This is a genomic window from Pseudomonas sp. CAN1, assembly GCF_030462585.1.
In the GTDB taxonomy this organism is placed as follows: domain Bacteria; phylum Pseudomonadota; class Gammaproteobacteria; order Pseudomonadales; family Pseudomonadaceae; genus Pseudomonas.
In genome coordinates this window covers 32,876-48,872 of record NZ_JASMRU010000003.1, presented here as the reverse complement: position 1 = coordinate 48,872, position 15,997 = coordinate 32,876, and the positions used below count along the sequence as shown (strand labels likewise).

Below are 15,997 nucleotides of genomic sequence, written 5' to 3'. Positions count from 1 at the left end.
CGTCAGTCGGCCAGGGGCTTGCGCACTTCCAGCAGGGTGATCGGCAACGCCGCGCGCCAGGTATCGAAGCCGCCCAGCGGCTGGGCCTGGGACACCGACAAGCGGGTCAGCTCGCCGCCGATGCGGGCGCGCCAGCTCAGCAGCATGGACTCGCTCTGCAGGGTAACGGCGTTGGCCATCAGTCGGCCGCCGGGCTTGAGTTGCTCCCAGCATTGCTCGAACACGCCGGGCAGGGTCACGCCGCCGCCGATGAAGATCGCGTCGGGGCGCTCCAGCCCCTGCAAGGCTTCCGGCGCGGCGCCGCAGACCAGTTGCAGCGCCGGCACGCCGAGGGCGTCGCGGTTGAAGCGGATGTGTTCCTGGCGCCCGTCGTTGGCTTCGATGGCCAGCGTGCGGCAGCTCGGATGCGCGCGCATCCACTCGATACCGATGGAGCCACAGCCGGCGCCGACGTCCCACAGCAGCTCGCCAGGCTTCGGCGCCAGCCGCGCCAGCGTCACGGCGCGCACGTCGCGCTTGGTCAGCTGGCCGTCATGGCGGTAGGCATCGTCCGGCAGGCCGATGGTCAGGGGCAGGCGAACGGCGTCGGCACCCGCCACGCAGTGCACCGCAACGAGATTCAGCGCGGCGGTCTCGCTCGGCGACCAGTCGCTGGCGAGCCCGTCGATACGGCGCTCCGCCTCGCCGCCCAGGTGCTCCAGCACGCTGAGGCGACTCGCGCCGAAGCCCCGCTCGCGCAGCAACGCAGCAATGGCGACCGGGCTGCTGCCATCGTTGCTGAGGACCAGCAGCTTCGCGCCGTCGTGGATCTGCGCATTGAGGGCGGCCAATGGGCGCGCCACCAGCGACAGCAGCGTGCAGTCCTGCAACGCCCAGCCCATTCGTGCCGCCGCGAGCGAGGCGGACGACGGCGCGGAAAGCACGAGCATTTCCTCGGACGGAATCTGCCGGGCAAGGCTCGCGCCGACGCCGAACAGCATCGGGTCACCGCTGGCCAGTACGCAGGTCGGCTCACCACGGCGGCGCAGTACCGGCTCCAGGCTGAACGGGCTCGGCCAGGCCTGGCGCCGGGCGCCCAGGCAGTGCGGCAGCAGCTCCAGCTGGCGTGGCGCGCCAATCACTTCGCTGGCGGCGAGCAGTGCGCGGCGTGCGGCCTTGCCGAGGCCGGCATAGCCGTCCTCGCCGATGCCGACGATGGTCAGCCAGGGCGTCATGAAATGTCCTCAGGGGTGCGACGATCGATCCGACGGGCAGGCTTTTCCTGACCTCGGGCAAAGCAGGCATAATACCCGCTTCGTCGGTGCTCGTAGGACGCTTCGCCTTTTACGGTGAGGTTTCTCAGAGCCGAAGAGGGAACACGGTTAAGCCGTGGCTGCCCCCGCAACTGTAAGCAGCGAGTCCGCGCAATGCGGCGACACGAGAACGAGGTTCCGTGCCGCCGGCCAGGCCACTGGGCAACCGGGAAGGCCGCGCTGGATGAGGACCTGCCAGCCAGGAGACCTGCCGACGAAACCAGTCGCGCGTGCAGACATCGAGCGGGGTGTATCGGTGTCGTGAAATCCCCTTTCTGGGGGATTCGCAGGTCACCGCGACCCAGCCCTGGTGACCTCCGTGCAAGACTCCTCAGCCCTGCCCGTTCGCCCGCATGCCTGCCCCGGCCTGCTGCGCATCGTGGCCTCCCGCGATGGCGGCATCTGCCGCATCAAGCTGCCCTGTGGGCAACTCGACGCCCGCGCCGCGCGCGCCATCGCGATGGCTGCCGAACGGCATGCCGACGGCGTGCTGGAAGCGACCAACCGCGCCAATCTGCAGATTCGCGGCGTGCATGCCGGTGCCGAAAATGCGCTGAGCCGGGAACTGCTGGCCGCCGGCCTCGGCCCGCGCGAACTGGCGTCGGATGACGTGCGCAACCTGCTGGTCAGCCCGGCAATGGGCCTGGGCACTGGCAGTGCTTTCGATGCGGGCTCGCTGGCGCGCCAGTTGCTCGAGCTGCTGGAACGCACCCCACGCTTCCACGACCTGTCACCCAAGTTCGGCATCCAGCTGGACGCCGGCGAAGCACTGGCGATGCTGGAGCACCCCAACGACCTCTGGCTGTCAGCCATGTCCGACGAAGCGACGCCACGGTTCGCCTTCGGCCTGGCCGGCTGCCCGCCGCAACGCGAGACCGATCGCCCCGCCCTTGCCGCCGTGTCCGCCGAGCAGGTACCGCTGCTGGTGGAAACCCTGCTGCACCTGTTCCTCGACCTCGCCGGCGACGGCCAGACACGCATGCGCCACCTGCGCGAGATGCTTCGCGATGAAGTGCTGCTGGAGCGCCTGCAGCAACGCCTGCCCTTCCCGCTGCAACACGGGGCGGTTGTGGATAACTGGCGACGTCCTGCACCACAGGCTTTCGGCCATCTCGGGATTCATCCCCAGCGCCAGCCGGAACGCGCCATGGTCGGTGCAGGATTCGTCCTCGGACGCCTGGACAGCGCCACGTTGTTCGGCCTAGCCGATCTCGCCGAGCGCTTCAGCGGCGGACAGCTGCGTCTGACGCCCTGGCAGAGTCTGATCTTCCCTGATGTGGCACAAACCGATGCCGCCGTCGTGCTCGGCGCGCTGGCCAACCTCGGTCTGGTGATCGACGCCGCGCAGCCGCTTTCGCGCCTGGTCGCGTGCAGCGGTTCCAGCGGGTGCGCGCGCGGGCTGGCCGACACCAAGGCAGATGCCCTGCCTCTGGCCGAACGCCTGCGCCACGCGCCGCCGGCCGGCGTGCATCTGTGCGGCTGTCCGCGTTCCTGCGCCGCCGCCCACATCGCCCCCTACACCCTGCTGGCCGTCGCCGACGGCCGCTATGACCTGTTCCGTCGCGCCGATGGCGTGGCCGGCTTCGGCCAGCCGCTGGCGCGCAACCTTTCCCTCGATGCCGCCGGCGACCTGCTGGCCGCACCCGGAGTCTCCACTGATGCTTGATTACATCCGCGACGGCCAGGCGATCTACCGCCAGTCGTTTGCCACCATCCGCGCCGAAGCCGACCTGTCCGGCATCCCCGCCGATCTCGAGAAACTCGCCGTGCGGGTGATCCACGCCTGCGGCATGGTCGACGTCGTGCAGGACCTGCGCTTCTCCGCCGGCGCCGGGGCCATCGGCCGTGCCGCGCTGGCCGCTGGCGCGCCGATCCTCTGCGATGCGCGGATGGTCGCCGAGGGCATCACCCGCGCTCGCCTGCCGGCGAACAACGAGGTGATCTGCACGCTCAACAATGCAGATGTCCCGGAGCTTGCCCGCGAGCTGGGCAACACCCGCTCGGCGGTGGCGCTGGAGCACTGGCGCGAGCACCTGGAAGGCAGCGTGGTGGTGATCGGCAACGCGCCGACCGCGCTCTTCTACCTGCTGGAAATGCTCGATGCCGGCGCACCGAAACCGGCGCTGATCCTCGGCTTCCCGGTGGGCTTCGTCGGCGCCATGGAATCCAAGGACGCCCTCGCCGCCGACAGCCGTGGCGTGCCCTACGTGATCGTCCGCGGCCGCCGTGGCGGCAGCGCGATGGCCGCCGCCGCGGTGAACGCCCTGGCCACGGAGGTGGAGTGATGACCGGCCGCCTCATCGGCCTGGGCGTCGGCCCCGGCGACCCGGAACTGCTGACCCTCAAGGCCCTGCGCCTGCTGCGCGCATCCCCGGTGATCGGCTACTTCGTGGCCAAGGCCAAGCACCACGCCGGCCAGGGCGGCAACGCCTTCGCCATCATCGAGCAGCACCTGCTCGATGAGCAGCAGCGCCTGCCGCTGGTCTACCCGGTGACCACCGAAAAGCTGGAGCCGCCGCTGACCTACGAAGGCGTGATCAGCGACTTCTACGACACCGCTGCCGAGCAGGTGGCGATGCACCTGGATGCCGGCCGTGATGTGGCAGTGATCTGCGAGGGCGACCCGTTCTTCTACGGCTCCTACATGTACCTGCATGACCGTCTTGCGCACCGCTACGACACCGAAGTCGTACCCGGCGTCTGCTCGATGCTCGGCAGCGCGGCGGTGCTCGGCGTGCCGCTGGTGTACCGCAATCAGAGCCTTTCGGTGCTCTCGGGTGTGCTGCCGGAGGACGAACTCAAGCGCCGCCTGGCCGACGCCGATGCGGCGGTGGTGATGAAGCTCGGCCGCAACTTCGACAAGGTCCGCCGCGTGCTGCGCGAGCTGGGTCGTGACGGCGGCGCCCACTACGTCGAGCGCGCGACCATGCGCGAGCAGCGCATCGTCGCACTGGACGAGGTCGATCCGATGGCCTCGCCGTACTTCTCGATGATCGTCATCCCCGGCCAGCGGTGGAACGGCTGATGCGCGCTGCCATCGTCATTCTCGGCCAGGGTGCGCTGGTCACGGCGCGACGCCTGCAGGGGATTTATCCACAGGCGCGCGTGCTGGGTCTGAAGGACCGCGTCGAAGGCGCCGATGAGTCCTACGCGAACTTCGGCGACACCCTGCGCCAGCTCTACCGCGACGACACCCCGATCATCGCCCTGTGCGCCGCCGGCATCGTCATCCGCACCCTCGCCCCGCTGCTGGTCCCCTCAATGGCAGACAAGGGCGCGGAGCCGCCGGTGCTGGCCATCGCCGAAGACGGCAGCGCCGTGGTGCCGCTGCTCGGCGGGCTGGGCGGGGTGAACCGCATCGCCCGCGAGCTGGCCGCCGCACTGGAGGTGGCACCCGCCATCACCACCAGTGGCGAACTGCGTTTCGGCGCCTGCCTGCTCGACCCGCCGCCGGGCTATGCGCTGGCGGACATCGAACAGGGCAAGCGCTTCGTCTCCGACCTGCTGGGCGGCGATACCCTGCGCATCGAAGGCGACGCGCCCTGGCTGGACAAACTGGACCTGCCGCTGGCCGATGATGCCGCGCACACTCTGCGCATCGACGCCCGTGCCGAGGGCATCGCGCAGAACGAACTGCGCATCCATCCGCGCATCGTCCTCGCCCACATCACGCTGGTGGACTCGCAACTGCCCGAGCGCATCCGCCAGGGCCTGGCGCAGGCCGGACTGGCCGCCGCATCGCTGGCCGCGCTGGTAGCACCGCGCTGCCGCATGGCCGATCCGGCACTCGCAGAGGCCGCCCGTGAACTAGGTGTGCCGCTGCGATTTATCCACAGCGATGACGAGCTGCCGGCGGCGGTGCTGCATGGCGACTCCTTCCACCTGCACCGCGCCGCCACGCCAGCTGAAGCCGAAGGCATAGGCCGCCCGCGCGGGCGACTCAGCGTGATCGGTCTGGGCCCCGGCGCGAGCGACTTCATGATCCCCGCCGTGCGCCACGCGCTGGACGAAGCCCAGGACCTGCTCGGCTACGAGACCTACGTGAAGATGGCCGAACCGCTGCGCGACGACCAGGTGCGCCACTGCACCGACAATCGCGAGGAAATGCAGCGCGCCCGCCACGCCTTCGAACTGGCCGCGAGCGGCCGCCGCGTGGTGGTGATTTCCTCTGGCGACCCTGGCGTGTTCGCCATGGCCGCCGCCGTGATGGAGGCCCTGCACGAAAGCAGCGACCCACACTGGCATGGTGTGGAGCTGGAGGTGCTGCCGGGGGTTTCCGCCGCGCTGGCCGCCGCCGCCAAGGCCGGCGCGCCGCTGGGGCATGATTTCTGTCTGATTTCCCTGTCGGACAACCTCAAGCCCTGGGAAACCATCGAGAAGCGCCTGGACCATGCCGGCGCCGCCGACCTGGCCATGGCCTTCTACAACCCGATCTCCAGGGCCCGCCCCTGGCAGCTCGGGCGCGCGCTGGAGATCGTCCGCCGCCACCGCACACCGGAAACCCTGGTGGTGCTCGGCCGCGACATCGGCCGCCCGGCGGAAGCGCTGCGCGTCGTCACCCTTGGCGAGCTGGTGCCGGAGATGGTCGACATGCGCACCCTGGTGATCATCGGCTCGTCCCTGACCCGGCGCTTCCCCCGTGCCGGCGGCGGTGACTGGGTGTACACGCCGCGCTGGTATCGCTGACCAGACAATTCTCACGCCGGAATCGCCTGCGAATGCCGACGTCGGATGGCGTGGAGCGAAGCGATATCCATCCGACGAACCGAGCGACCTGTAGGAACGCCCCATGGGCGTGATCGCGGGCATGGCCCGCTCCTACAGGAAACACCGGAGCTTCAGACATATCTTGCAAATGGCCATCGCCTTGTTGAAAATGCGATAAATTATCATTTGCAAGCTTCGCGCGCCCATGTCCTCGACCTTCGACGTCCAGTCGCTCTACAGCGACCATCACGGCTGGCTGCACAACTGGCTTCGCGGCCGGCTGGGCAATGCCGCCGATGCCGCCGACCTGGCCCAGGACACCTTCCTGCGCGTGTTGCTCAGACCCGAGCGCGTCGAACTGCACACCCCGCGTGCCTTCCTGCGTACCGTCGCCCGTGGCCTGGTGATCGACCACTGGCGCCGCCAGGAGCTGGAGCGCGCCTACCTCGACTCCATCGCCCATCTGCCGGAAGCGCAGGTGCCTTCGGCGGAAGAGCGGCACACCATCCTGCAGTTGCTTGAGAACATCGCCCGCCTGCTCGACGGCCTCAAGCCGAAGGTGCGCAGCGCGTTCCTGCTGGCCCAGTGCGAAGGCATGCCCCATGCGCGGATCGCCGAAGAACTGGGCGTCTCGGTGCGCTCGGTGGAGCGTTACATCGCTGAAGCGCTGTTCCACTGCTACCAGCTGCGGTACGCCGAGTGAGCGGCGCCAGCGCCACGCCCGATCCGCGGGTGGTGAAGCAGGCGATCCAGTGGACCCTGCGCCTGAGCGGCAATGCCGATCCCGAATTGCTCAGTGCCTGCGAGCATTGGCGCCAGGCCAGCCCCGAGAACGAAACCGCCTGGCTGCGGGTGCAGGCGTTGAACAGCGAACTGGCCGCCGGCTACCAGGCCGTGCCCGGCGCCCGCGTGGCGCTGGAGACGCTGGAGAACACCAGCCAGCGCCTGCAGCGGCGCCAGGCGCTCAAGCTGCTCTCGACCTTCGCCATCGGCGCCTCTGCGCTATGGCTGGCCCGCGACGTCGCGCCCTGGCAAAGCTGGATGGCTGACTACCGCACTGCCACCGGCGAGCGCCAGCGCTTCACCCTGGCCGACGGCAGCCTGCTGCAGCTGAACACCGACAGCGCAGTGAACGTGCGCTTCGATCCGCGCCAGCGCCTGCTGGTACTGGAGCGCGGCGAGATTCTCGTCAGCACCGCCAGGGACGCCACGCGCCCGTTACGGGTGCGCAACCGCGATGGCCTGTTCGAAGCCCTGGGCACCCGCTTCGTGCTGCGCCAGGACGAACGCTCCACGCGTCTGAGCGTCGAGGACGGTTCGGTGGCCATCGCCCCGCGCGTACGCGGCCAGACCACCGCCATCGCCGAAGCCGGGCAGAGCTACGAGATCAACGGCGACAGCGCGCTGCTGGCCGAGCCTGGCAACATGGACAGCGCCGCCTGGGCCGACGGCCTGATCGTCACCCGCGACATGCGCCTGGCGGACTTCCTCGCCGAGATCGGCCGCTATCGTCACGGCCACCTGCATTGCGATGCCAGCGTGGCTGACCTGCGCCTCTCCGGCGTGTTCCGCCTGGACGACACCGACAAGCTGCTGGCCCTGCTGCCGCAGACCTTGCCGGTGCGGGTGGAGAAGCGCACGGACTGGTGGGTGACGGTGAGCGCCCGAGGCTGACGGCCGTATCCACCTGTAGGAGCGCCCCATGGGTGCAATCGCGGGCGTGGCCCGCTCCTCCAAATCAGCGCCAAACAGTTTTATTTCTCAAACGAGAATTATTTTTGTCGGGTTTCGCCGCCCGGTCCGGCAAGGAGGAATAACCCGATCATTTCCCCTGCCCACGGAAGCCCCCGCATGCCAGCCGCCCACGCCCCGAAGCCCTCCCCCGCCCTGCCCCGTGCCAGCCGGCTGGCCCATGCCGTGCGCGGCGCGCTGCTGTGCGCCAGCCTGGGAGCCAGCCTGCCGCTGAGCGCCTTTGCTGCTGACGCCGCCGCCATTACCAGCAGCCGCGCCTACGCGATTCCCGCCGGGCCCCTGGGCGAGGTGCTGAACAGCTTCGCCCGCGAGGCCGGCATCACCCTGTCGGCCACACCGGAGCAGACCCGGGGCCTGAACTCGGCCGGGCTGAACGGCACCTACTCGGTGGACCAGGGCCTGTCGCGCCTGCTGGTGGACACTCCGCTGGAAGCCCTGGACCAGGGCGACGGCAACTACGTGCTGCGCGCGGCCGCGCCGAGCGACGTGCTGGCCATGCCGTCCAGCGACGTGTTCGCCCTCGGCAACGCGCTGGGCGAGGAAGACGGCTACCTGGCGACTCACAGCCAGATCGCCACCAAGACTTCCAAGTCCCTGCTGGAAACCAGCCAGAGCGTCTCGGTGATCACCCGCGAGCAGATCGACGACACCGCCTCCAAGACCGTGCAGCAAGCCATGCGCTACACCCCCGGTATCTTCACCGGCCAGGTCGGTGCCTCGAACCGCTACGACTACGTGGTGATGCGCGGCTTCGCCGACAACAGCGTGGACAACATCTACCTCGACGGCCTGAAGGCCATGGGCGACAGCGGCACTTTCAGCTCGATGCAGATCGACCCGTACTTCCTTGAACGCATCGACGTGCTCAAGGGCCCGTCCTCGGTGCTCTACGGCCGCAGCCTGCCCGGCGGCCTGGTGGCGCTGACCAGCAAGAAGCCGCTGTACGAGGACTACCACCAGATCACCGGCACCGTCGGCAACATGGGCCAGAAGGAAATGGGCTTCGACTTCAGCGGTCCGCTGGATGAGGAGAAGCGCATCGCCTACCGCCTGGTCGGCCTCGGCAAGGGTTCGGACACCCAGTTCGACCACGTCAAGGAAGAGCGCTACGCCATCGCCCCGACCCTGGCCATCGACTTCACCGACGACACCACCCTGACCCTGCAGGGCTACCTGCAGCACGACCCGAACGGCGGCTACCACGGCGGCGTGCCGGCGGACGGCGCACTGTTCCACCACAACGGCCAGAAGATCTCCCGCGAGTTCTTCGACGGCGAGCCGAGCAAGGACGACTTCGACCGCACCCAGCGCATGTTCGGCTACCAGCTGGAGCACCGCTTCGACGACGTCTGGACCGCGCGGCAGAACTTCCGCTACCTGGATTCCGACGTCGATCTCTCGCAGGTCTATGCCTACGGCTGGACCGCGCCGGACGAGAACACCCTGAACCGCTACTTCTCCGGCGCCCGCGAGCACCTGCAGGCGTACATCGTGGATAACATGGCGCAGGCCGAGTTCGATACCGGCGCGGCGAAACACACCCTGCTGATGGGCCTCGACTACCAGCGCCGCCGCACCACCGTGGACTGGCGCTCCGGCTCGGCGCAGCCGCTGGACGCGTTCGACCCGCACTACGGCAACGACGCCATCAGCTACTACCCCGACGACAACCACACCCGTCGCCTGGAACAGACCGGCGTCTACCTGCAGGACCTGATCGACATCGACAACTGGCGCTTCTCCCTGGGCATGCGCGAGGACTGGGTGACGGTCGAGGACAAGAACCGCAGCAGCGGCAGCAAGGCCGACGACGACTGGAAGAAATTCACCGGCCGCATCGGCGCGCTGTACCTCTTCGACAACGGCATCGCGCCGTACATCAGCTACTCCGAGTCGTTCAACCCCAACGCCTACTCCGACCAGTCCGGCACGCCGCTGGAGCCGACCGAGGGCAAGCAGTGGGAAGCCGGCCTGAAGTTCCAGCCCGAGGGCAGCCGCAGCCTGTACACCGCGTCGATCTTCCACATCACCCAGGAGAACGTCGCCTCGAAGGAACCGCAGGACAACTTCTACACCTCCGTGGGTGAAGTGCGCTCCCAGGGCCTGGAGCTGGAAGCCCACACCCAGGTCACCGACAACCTCAAGGTGCTCGGCAGCTACACCTACACCGACATCACCTACACCAAGTCGCTGGACGGCAACCAAGGCCATACCCCGAACCAGGCGCCCAAGCACATGGCCTCGCTGTGGGCCGACTACGGCTTCAACGCCGGCCCGCTGGACGGCCTGACACTCGGCGGTGGCGCCCGCTACGTCGGCGAGACCTGGGCGGACAAGGAAAATACCCTGCGCGTGCCGGACTACACCCTGGTGGATGCCCGCATCGGCTACGACCTGTCCCGCGTCGGCCTGAAGGGCCTGGACGTCAGCCTCAACGCCAACAACCTGCTGGACAAGGACTACGTGGCGTCCTGCTACAGCCTGGACTTCTGCTACTTCGGCGAGAAGCGCAACGTCACCGCGACGGTGAACTACCAGTTCTGATCGCCATCCGGACAGCGCTTTTTCGTAGGAGCGAGCTTGCTCGCGAACAGACTTGCCGAAAGCTACGTAGGGCGCATAACGCGCCAGCGTTATCCGCCGCAAAAGAGGCCGGCGGATAACCTGTTCCAGGTTATTCGCCCTACCGACAATCCAAACTGAAAAGCCCCGTGGCGCGGCCGTCGCCACGGGGCTTTCTCGTATTAGAAGTCCGCCGCGTGGCGGTAGCGCGCCTCCAGCTCCAGGGAAACACGGTAGGCCTGCGCCTCGCCTTCGGTATGGAAGATGCCGACCAGCTGGCCTTCCTGGTGCACATCCCAGCAACGCCCGCCATGGGCGCGGAACTCGCGGGATTTATGGTCGTCGTCACGCTCGGTCACTGTAATGCTCATGTCTTTTCTTCTCCGGTTTTGCCGTACATCAAGGCAATTCCAGAATCATTTAATTAGCTAGCTAATTAAATACTCGCTTTCGATAAAGACTTTTACCGGCATTCGCCAAAACGAGCGTCCCAGAAACGCAAAAGCGCAGCTCGAAGGCTGCGCTCTTGGTGACGATCCGTTCGGCTTAGAACGGGATATCGTCGTCGAAGCTGTCGTAGTCCGGAGCCGGTTGCGGCGCGGGCTGGGACTGCTGCTGCGGCGCAGGACGCTGGGCCTGCTGCGGACGCTGCTGCTGCGGCTCGCGGGGAGCGCGCGGGGCGTCGTCACCACCGGCGCCCGGACGGCCGCCCAGCAGCTGCATGTTGCCGTTGATGTCGACCACGATTTCGGTGGTGTACTTGTCCTGGCCGTCCTGACCCTGCCACTTGCGGGTGCGCAGGCTGCCTTCGACGTAGATCTGCGAACCCTTGCGCACGTACTCGGCGACGATTTCCGCCAGGCGACCGAAGAACACCACGCGGTGCCACTCGGTACGCTCCTGCTGCTGGCCGGTCTGCTTGTCCTTCCAGCTCTCGCTGGTGGCCAGGGTGACGTTGGTCACCGCGTTGCCGTTGGGCATGTAGCGGGTTTCCGGATCGCCACCAACGTTACCGACCAGAATGACTTTGTTAACCCCACGGGCCATGACGCTCTCCTAAAGGCTTCAGCACGTCGCCTGCTCGGCGCCGGCGAGGCGCTCGAGGGACGTGCGATCAACTTGTTGGGAATCCACTTTGACATAAGCGGCCGCTTCTTCAGCGACCACCATCACATCGCTCACACCGGGCAATGCCTTGAAACGCTCAACCAACGAAGCATCGCGCAGCGCCTCATCGGACAGAGGCAGGCGAATACTTGTTACATAAGGCGGTTCGCGCATGGTAACAGCAATCGCCAGCCAGATGGCAGCCAGCACCGCGCAGCCGATGAACACCCCGTCGAGCCCGCCGTGCTGGAACATCCAGCCGCCCAGGATGCCGCCTACGGCGGCGCCGAGGAACTGGCTGGTGGAGTACACGCCCATCGCCGTGCCCTTGCCGCCGGCCGGCGAAACCTTGCTCACCAGCGAAGGCAGCGAGGCCTCCAGCAGGTTGAACGCGGTGAAGTAGACGATGATGCCGAACACCAGTTCCTTGAGGCTGTTGCCGAACTCCCAGAAGAACAGTTCGCAGAGCATCAGGGTCGCCACGGCGCCGGTCAGCACGCGCTTCATCTGACGCTTCTTCTCGGCGTAGATGATGAACGGAACCATGCCGAAGAAGCCCACCAGCAGTGCGGTCAGGTAGACCCACCAGTGTTCTTCCTTGGGCAGCCCGGCGCGCTCCACCAGTGCCAGCGGCAGGGCGACGAAGCTGGCCATGAGGATCGCGTGGAGCACCAGGATGCCGGCATCCAGGCGCAGCAGCTCGCCGTTCTTCAGGGTCGGCAGCAGCGACTGCTTGGCGACGCTGGATTCGCGATGCTGCATGCGGTGGTCGGGCGTCGGCACGAAGAACAGGATGATCAGCATGCCCACCAGGGCCATGCCGGCGGTGAACCAGAACAGCCCGTGCAGGCCGAACCAGTGGGTCAGCACCGGCCCTGCGACCATCGCTACCGCGAAGGACACACCAATGCTCATGCCAATCATGGCCATGGCCTTGGTGCGGTGCTGCTCGCGGGTGAGGTCGGAAAGCATCGCCATCACCGCCGCGGAGATCGCCCCGGCGCCCTGCAGGACGCGGCCGGCGATGATGCCCCAGATGGAGTCGGCGTTGGCCGCCAGCGCGGCACCGGCGGCGAACACCAGCAGGCCGACGACGATGATCGGCCGGCGGCCGATGCGGTCGGACAGGGTGCCCAGCGGAATCTGCAGGATAGCCTGGGTCAGGCCGTAGGCACCGATGGCCAGGCCGATCAGTGCCGGGGTGGCGCCGGCCAGGTCCTGGCCGTAGGTGGCGAGCACCGGCAGGACCATGAACATGCCGAGCATGCGGAATGCGAAGACCAGGGACAGGCCAGCGGCCGCGCGGGTTTCGGTGCCACTCATGCGCTCAGTGTGGGAATCGTGCATAGGCCCCTCATGAAAAGACGAATAACGGGAATGCGCTGGATTGCCCCCGTGGCATCGCGCCATCCGGGCCTTGCAGGGCCGGTTGTCGCCAACGCCGAAAAATAGCCGCGCATTCTACCAGCCCAACGGTCCAAGGGCACACACGCGCTACTTTGCCGCGTGCCGGAAACGCCCCGTATAATCGATAGTTTTCGCCCGCCATGCGAGGCCGCAGTGGACAAGATCCTCATCCGTGGGGCACGTACCCACAACCTGAAGAACATCGACCTGACCCTGCCGCGCGACAAGCTGATCGTGATCACCGGCCTGTCGGGTTCCGGCAAATCTTCCCTGGCTTTCGACACCCTCTACGCCGAGGGCCAGCGCCGCTACGTGGAATCCCTGTCGGCCTACGCCCGGCAGTTCCTCTCGATGATGGAAAAGCCCGACGTCGACACCATCGAAGGCCTGTCGCCGGCCATCTCCATCGAGCAGAAATCCACCTCCCACAACCCGCGCTCCACTGTGGGCACCATCACCGAGATCTACGACTACCTGCGCCTGCTCTATGCCCGCGTGGGTATTCCGCGCTGCCCGGACCACGACATCCCGCTGGAAGCCCAGACCGTCAGCCAGATGGTCGACCAGGTGCTGGCCCTGCCCGAAGGCCGCAAGCTGATGCTGCTGGCCCCGGTGATCCGCGAGCGCAAGGGCGAGCACCTGGCGGTGTTCGAGGAAATGCGCGCCCAGGGCTTCGTCCGCGCCCGCGTCAACGGCAAGCTCTACGAGCTGGATGAAGTGCCCAAGCTGGACAAGAAGTTCAAGCACTCCATCGACATCGTGGTCGACCGCTTCAAGGTGCGTGGCGACCTGCAGCAGCGCCTGGCGGAATCGTTCGAGACGGCGATCAACCTGGCTGACGGCATCGCTCTCGTCGCCCCGATGGATGATGAAGAAGGCGAAGAGATGATCTTCTCCGCCCGCTTCGCCTGCCCGATCTGCGGCCACTCCATCAGCGAGCTGGAACCCAAGCTGTTCTCCTTCAACAACCCGGCCGGCGCCTGCCCGACCTGCGATGGCCTGGGCGTGAAGCAGTTCTTCGACGCGCGTCGGGTGGTCAACGGCGAGCTGACCCTGGCCGAAGGCGCGATCCGCGGCTGGGACCGGCGCAACGTCTACTACTTCCAGATGCTCGGCTCGCTGGCCGCGCACTTCGGCTTCAGCCTCGAAGAGCCCTTCCAGGACATCGATGCGGATCACCAGAAGTTCATCCTCAACGGCTCGGGCCGCGAGAACGTCGAGTTCCGCTACCTCAACGACCGCGGCGACATCGTCAAGCGCGCGCACCCGTTCGAGGGCATTCTGCCGAACCTGGAACGCCGCTACCGCGAAACCGAGTCGGCCACCGTACGCGAGGAACTGGCCAAGTTCCTCAGCACCCAGCCCTGTCCGGACTGCCACGGCACCCGCCTGCGCCGCGAAGCGCGCCACGTGTGGGTCGGCGACAAGACCCTGCCGGCGATCACCTCGATGCCGGTGGGCACCGCCTGTGAGTACGCCGAGAGCCTGACCCTCACCGGCCGCCGCGGCGAGATCGCCTCGAAGATCCTCAAGGAGATCCGCGAGCGCCTGCAGTTCCTGGTCAACGTCGGCCTGGATTATCTGACCCTGGACCGCAGCGCCGACACCCTGTCCGGCGGCGAGGCCCAGCGCATCCGCCTGGCCAGCCAGATTGGCGCCGGCCTGGTGGGCGTCATGTACATCCTCGACGAACCCTCCATCGGCCTGCACCAGCGCGACAACGAGCGCCTGCTGGGCACCCTCACCCACCTGCGCAACCTGGGCAACACGGTGATCGTGGTCGAGCACGACGAGGACGCCATCCGCCTCGCCGACTACGTCGTCGACATCGGTCCCGGCGCCGGCGTGCACGGCGGGCAGATTGTTGCCGAAGGCACGCCGCAACAGGTCATGGACCATCCGGACTCGGTCACCGGCGCCTACCTGTCAGGCCGCACCAAGATCGTCGTACCCGCCGAGCGCACCCCGCGCAACAAGAAGCAGCTGCTCAAGCTCAAGGGCGCCCGCGGCAACAACCTGCAGAACGTCAACCTGGAAATCCCGGTCGGCCTGTTCACCTGCATCACCGGCGTGTCCGGCTCGGGCAAGTCGACGCTGATCAACAACACCCTGTTCCCGATCACCGCCACCGCGCTGAACGGCGCCACCACCCTGGAAGTCGCGCCCTACGACTCGTTCGACGGCCTGCAGCACCTGGACAAGGTGGTGGACATCGACCAGAGCCCGATCGGCCGCACCCCGCGCTCCAACCCGGCGACCTACACCGGGCTGTTCACGCCGATCCGCGAGCTGTTCGCCGGCGTGCCGGAAGCCCGCTCGCGCGGCTACGGTCCGGGGCGCTTCTCGTTCAACGTCAAGGGTGGCCGCTGCGAGGCCTGCCAGGGCGATGGCGTGATCAAGGTGGAAATGCACTTCCTGCCGGACATCTACGTCCCCTGCGACGTCTGCAAGGGCAAGCGTTACAACCGCGAGACCCTGGAAGTCCGCTACAAGGGCAAGAGCATCACCGAGGTGCTGGACATGACCATCGAGGACGCCCGCGCGTTCTTCGACGCCGTGCCGGCCATCGCCCGCAAGCTGCAGACGCTGATGGACGTCGGTCTGTCGTACATCAAGCTGGGGCAAAGCGCGACCACGCTGTCCGGCGGCGAGGCCCAGCGGGTCAAGCTGTCCCGCGAGCTGTCCAAGCGCGATACCGGCAAGACCCTGTACATCCTCGACGAACCGACCACCGGCCTGCACTTCGCGGATATCCAGCAACTGCTCGACGTGCTGCACCGCCTGCGCGACCACGGCAACACCGTGGTGGTGATCGAGCACAACCTGGACGTGATCAAGACCGCCGACTGGCTGGTCGACCTCGGCCCCGAGGGCGGCTCCAAGGGCGGCCAGATCATCGCCACCGGCACGCCGGAGCAGGTCGCGGAGCTGGCGGTGTCGCACACCGGGCACTTCCTCAAGCCGCTGCTGGAGCGCGATCGGGCCTGATCCGTACCGGTATGAAAAAAGCCCCTGCTGCCCACACCGGCGCAGGGGCTTTTTTGTGGGCTCTTCGTAGGAGCGAGCTTGCTCGCGAACAGCTCCAAGCTGGAGTTACCGGATAACTCTGTTCGCGAGCAAGGACTGGGCGTCCCCCTCCCTCCTACAAAAAGCAAAAGCCCCCGGAGCAC

The 15,997-nt window shown here is 67.2% G+C and carries 12 protein-coding genes and 1 riboswitch; of the genes, 8 read left to right on the top strand and 4 right to left on the bottom strand.

Annotation, left to right across the window (positions count from 1 at the left end; translation table 11 throughout):
* Positions 1 to 2: 2 nt before the first annotated feature.
* Entirely contained in the window at positions 3 to 1,214 is a 1,212-nt protein-coding gene (gene cbiE, locus QO207_RS05745; protein ID WP_301531552.1) for a precorrin-6y C5,15-methyltransferase (decarboxylating) subunit CbiE, read from the bottom strand.
* Between the two features lie 68 nt (positions 1,215 to 1,282).
* Positions 1,283 to 1,523: riboswitch (cobalamin riboswitch) on the top strand.
* An 88-nt stretch (positions 1,524 to 1,611) separates the two neighbouring features.
* On the opposite strand from cbiE, the gene cobG reads away from it, so the two are divergent.
* The 7 genes from cobG to QO207_RS05710 all read left to right on the top strand — a co-directional run bounded on the left by cobG (position 1,612) and on the right by QO207_RS05710 (position 10,295).
* On the top strand, positions 1,612 to 2,958 hold the full coding sequence (gene cobG / locus QO207_RS05740; RefSeq protein WP_301531551.1) for a precorrin-3B synthase: 1,347 nt from the start codon (positions 1,612 to 1,614) through the stop codon (positions 2,956 to 2,958).
* Positions 2,951 to 3,577 (top strand): precorrin-8X methylmutase, encoded by a 627-nt coding sequence (locus tag QO207_RS05735; RefSeq protein ID WP_301531550.1) that lies wholly within the window; start codon positions 2,951 to 2,953, stop codon positions 3,575 to 3,577. The genes cobG and QO207_RS05735 overlap by 8 nt, the downstream gene beginning before the upstream one ends.
* Positions 3,577 to 4,317, top strand: coding sequence for a precorrin-2 C(20)-methyltransferase (locus QO207_RS05730; RefSeq protein ID WP_301531549.1), 741 nt, complete (start codon positions 3,577 to 3,579; stop codon positions 4,315 to 4,317). Before QO207_RS05735 ends, QO207_RS05730 begins: the two co-directional genes overlap by 1 nt.
* Positions 4,317 to 5,978, top strand: coding sequence for a precorrin-3B C(17)-methyltransferase (gene cobJ / locus QO207_RS05725; RefSeq protein ID WP_301531548.1), 1,662 nt, complete (start codon positions 4,317 to 4,319; stop codon positions 5,976 to 5,978). The genes QO207_RS05730 and cobJ overlap by 1 nt, the downstream gene beginning before the upstream one ends.
* A 226-nt stretch (positions 5,979 to 6,204) precedes the next feature.
* Positions 6,205 to 6,702 carry a sigma-70 family RNA polymerase sigma factor gene (locus tag QO207_RS05720; RefSeq protein ID WP_301531547.1) on the top strand — a complete coding sequence of 166 codons (498 nt, stop codon included), beginning with the start codon at positions 6,205 to 6,207 and terminating at the stop codon, positions 6,700 to 6,702.
* Positions 6,699 to 7,673 (top strand): FecR domain-containing protein, encoded by a 975-nt coding sequence (locus QO207_RS05715; RefSeq protein ID WP_301531546.1) that lies wholly within the window; start codon positions 6,699 to 6,701, stop codon positions 7,671 to 7,673. Before QO207_RS05720 ends, QO207_RS05715 begins: the two co-directional genes overlap by 4 nt.
* Positions 7,674 to 7,850: 177 nt before the next feature.
* A complete protein-coding gene (locus QO207_RS05710; RefSeq protein ID WP_301531545.1) occupies positions 7,851 to 10,295 on the top strand; it encodes a TonB-dependent siderophore receptor in 2,445 nt (814 codons plus the stop codon).
* A gap of 200 nt (positions 10,296 to 10,495) precedes the next feature.
* Here QO207_RS05710 and QO207_RS05705 read toward each other — a convergent pair whose 3' ends face one another.
* From QO207_RS05705 to QO207_RS05695, 3 genes are all read right to left on the bottom strand, one after another.
* Positions 10,496 to 10,684, bottom strand: coding sequence for a hypothetical protein (locus QO207_RS05705; protein WP_301531544.1), 189 nt, complete (start codon positions 10,682 to 10,684; stop codon positions 10,496 to 10,498).
* A gap of 175 nt (positions 10,685 to 10,859) precedes the next feature.
* Positions 10,860 to 11,360, bottom strand: a complete 501-nt coding sequence (gene ssb, locus QO207_RS05700) for a single-stranded DNA-binding protein (RefSeq protein WP_081517086.1) — start codon at positions 11,358 to 11,360, stop codon at positions 10,860 to 10,862.
* Between the two features lie 18 nt (positions 11,361 to 11,378).
* The gene (locus QO207_RS05695; RefSeq protein ID WP_301531543.1) at positions 11,379 to 12,767 is read right to left on the bottom strand and encodes an MFS transporter; all 1,389 of its coding nucleotides are present in this window, start codon (positions 12,765 to 12,767) and stop codon (positions 11,379 to 11,381) included.
* Positions 12,768 to 12,980: 213 nt separating this feature from the next.
* Here QO207_RS05695 and uvrA point away from each other — a divergent pair, with 213 nt between their 5' ends.
* Positions 12,981 to 15,815, top strand: coding sequence for an excinuclease ABC subunit UvrA (gene uvrA, locus QO207_RS05690; protein WP_301531542.1), 2,835 nt, complete (start codon positions 12,981 to 12,983; stop codon positions 15,813 to 15,815).
* The last annotated feature ends 182 nt before the right edge of the window (positions 15,816 to 15,997 follow it).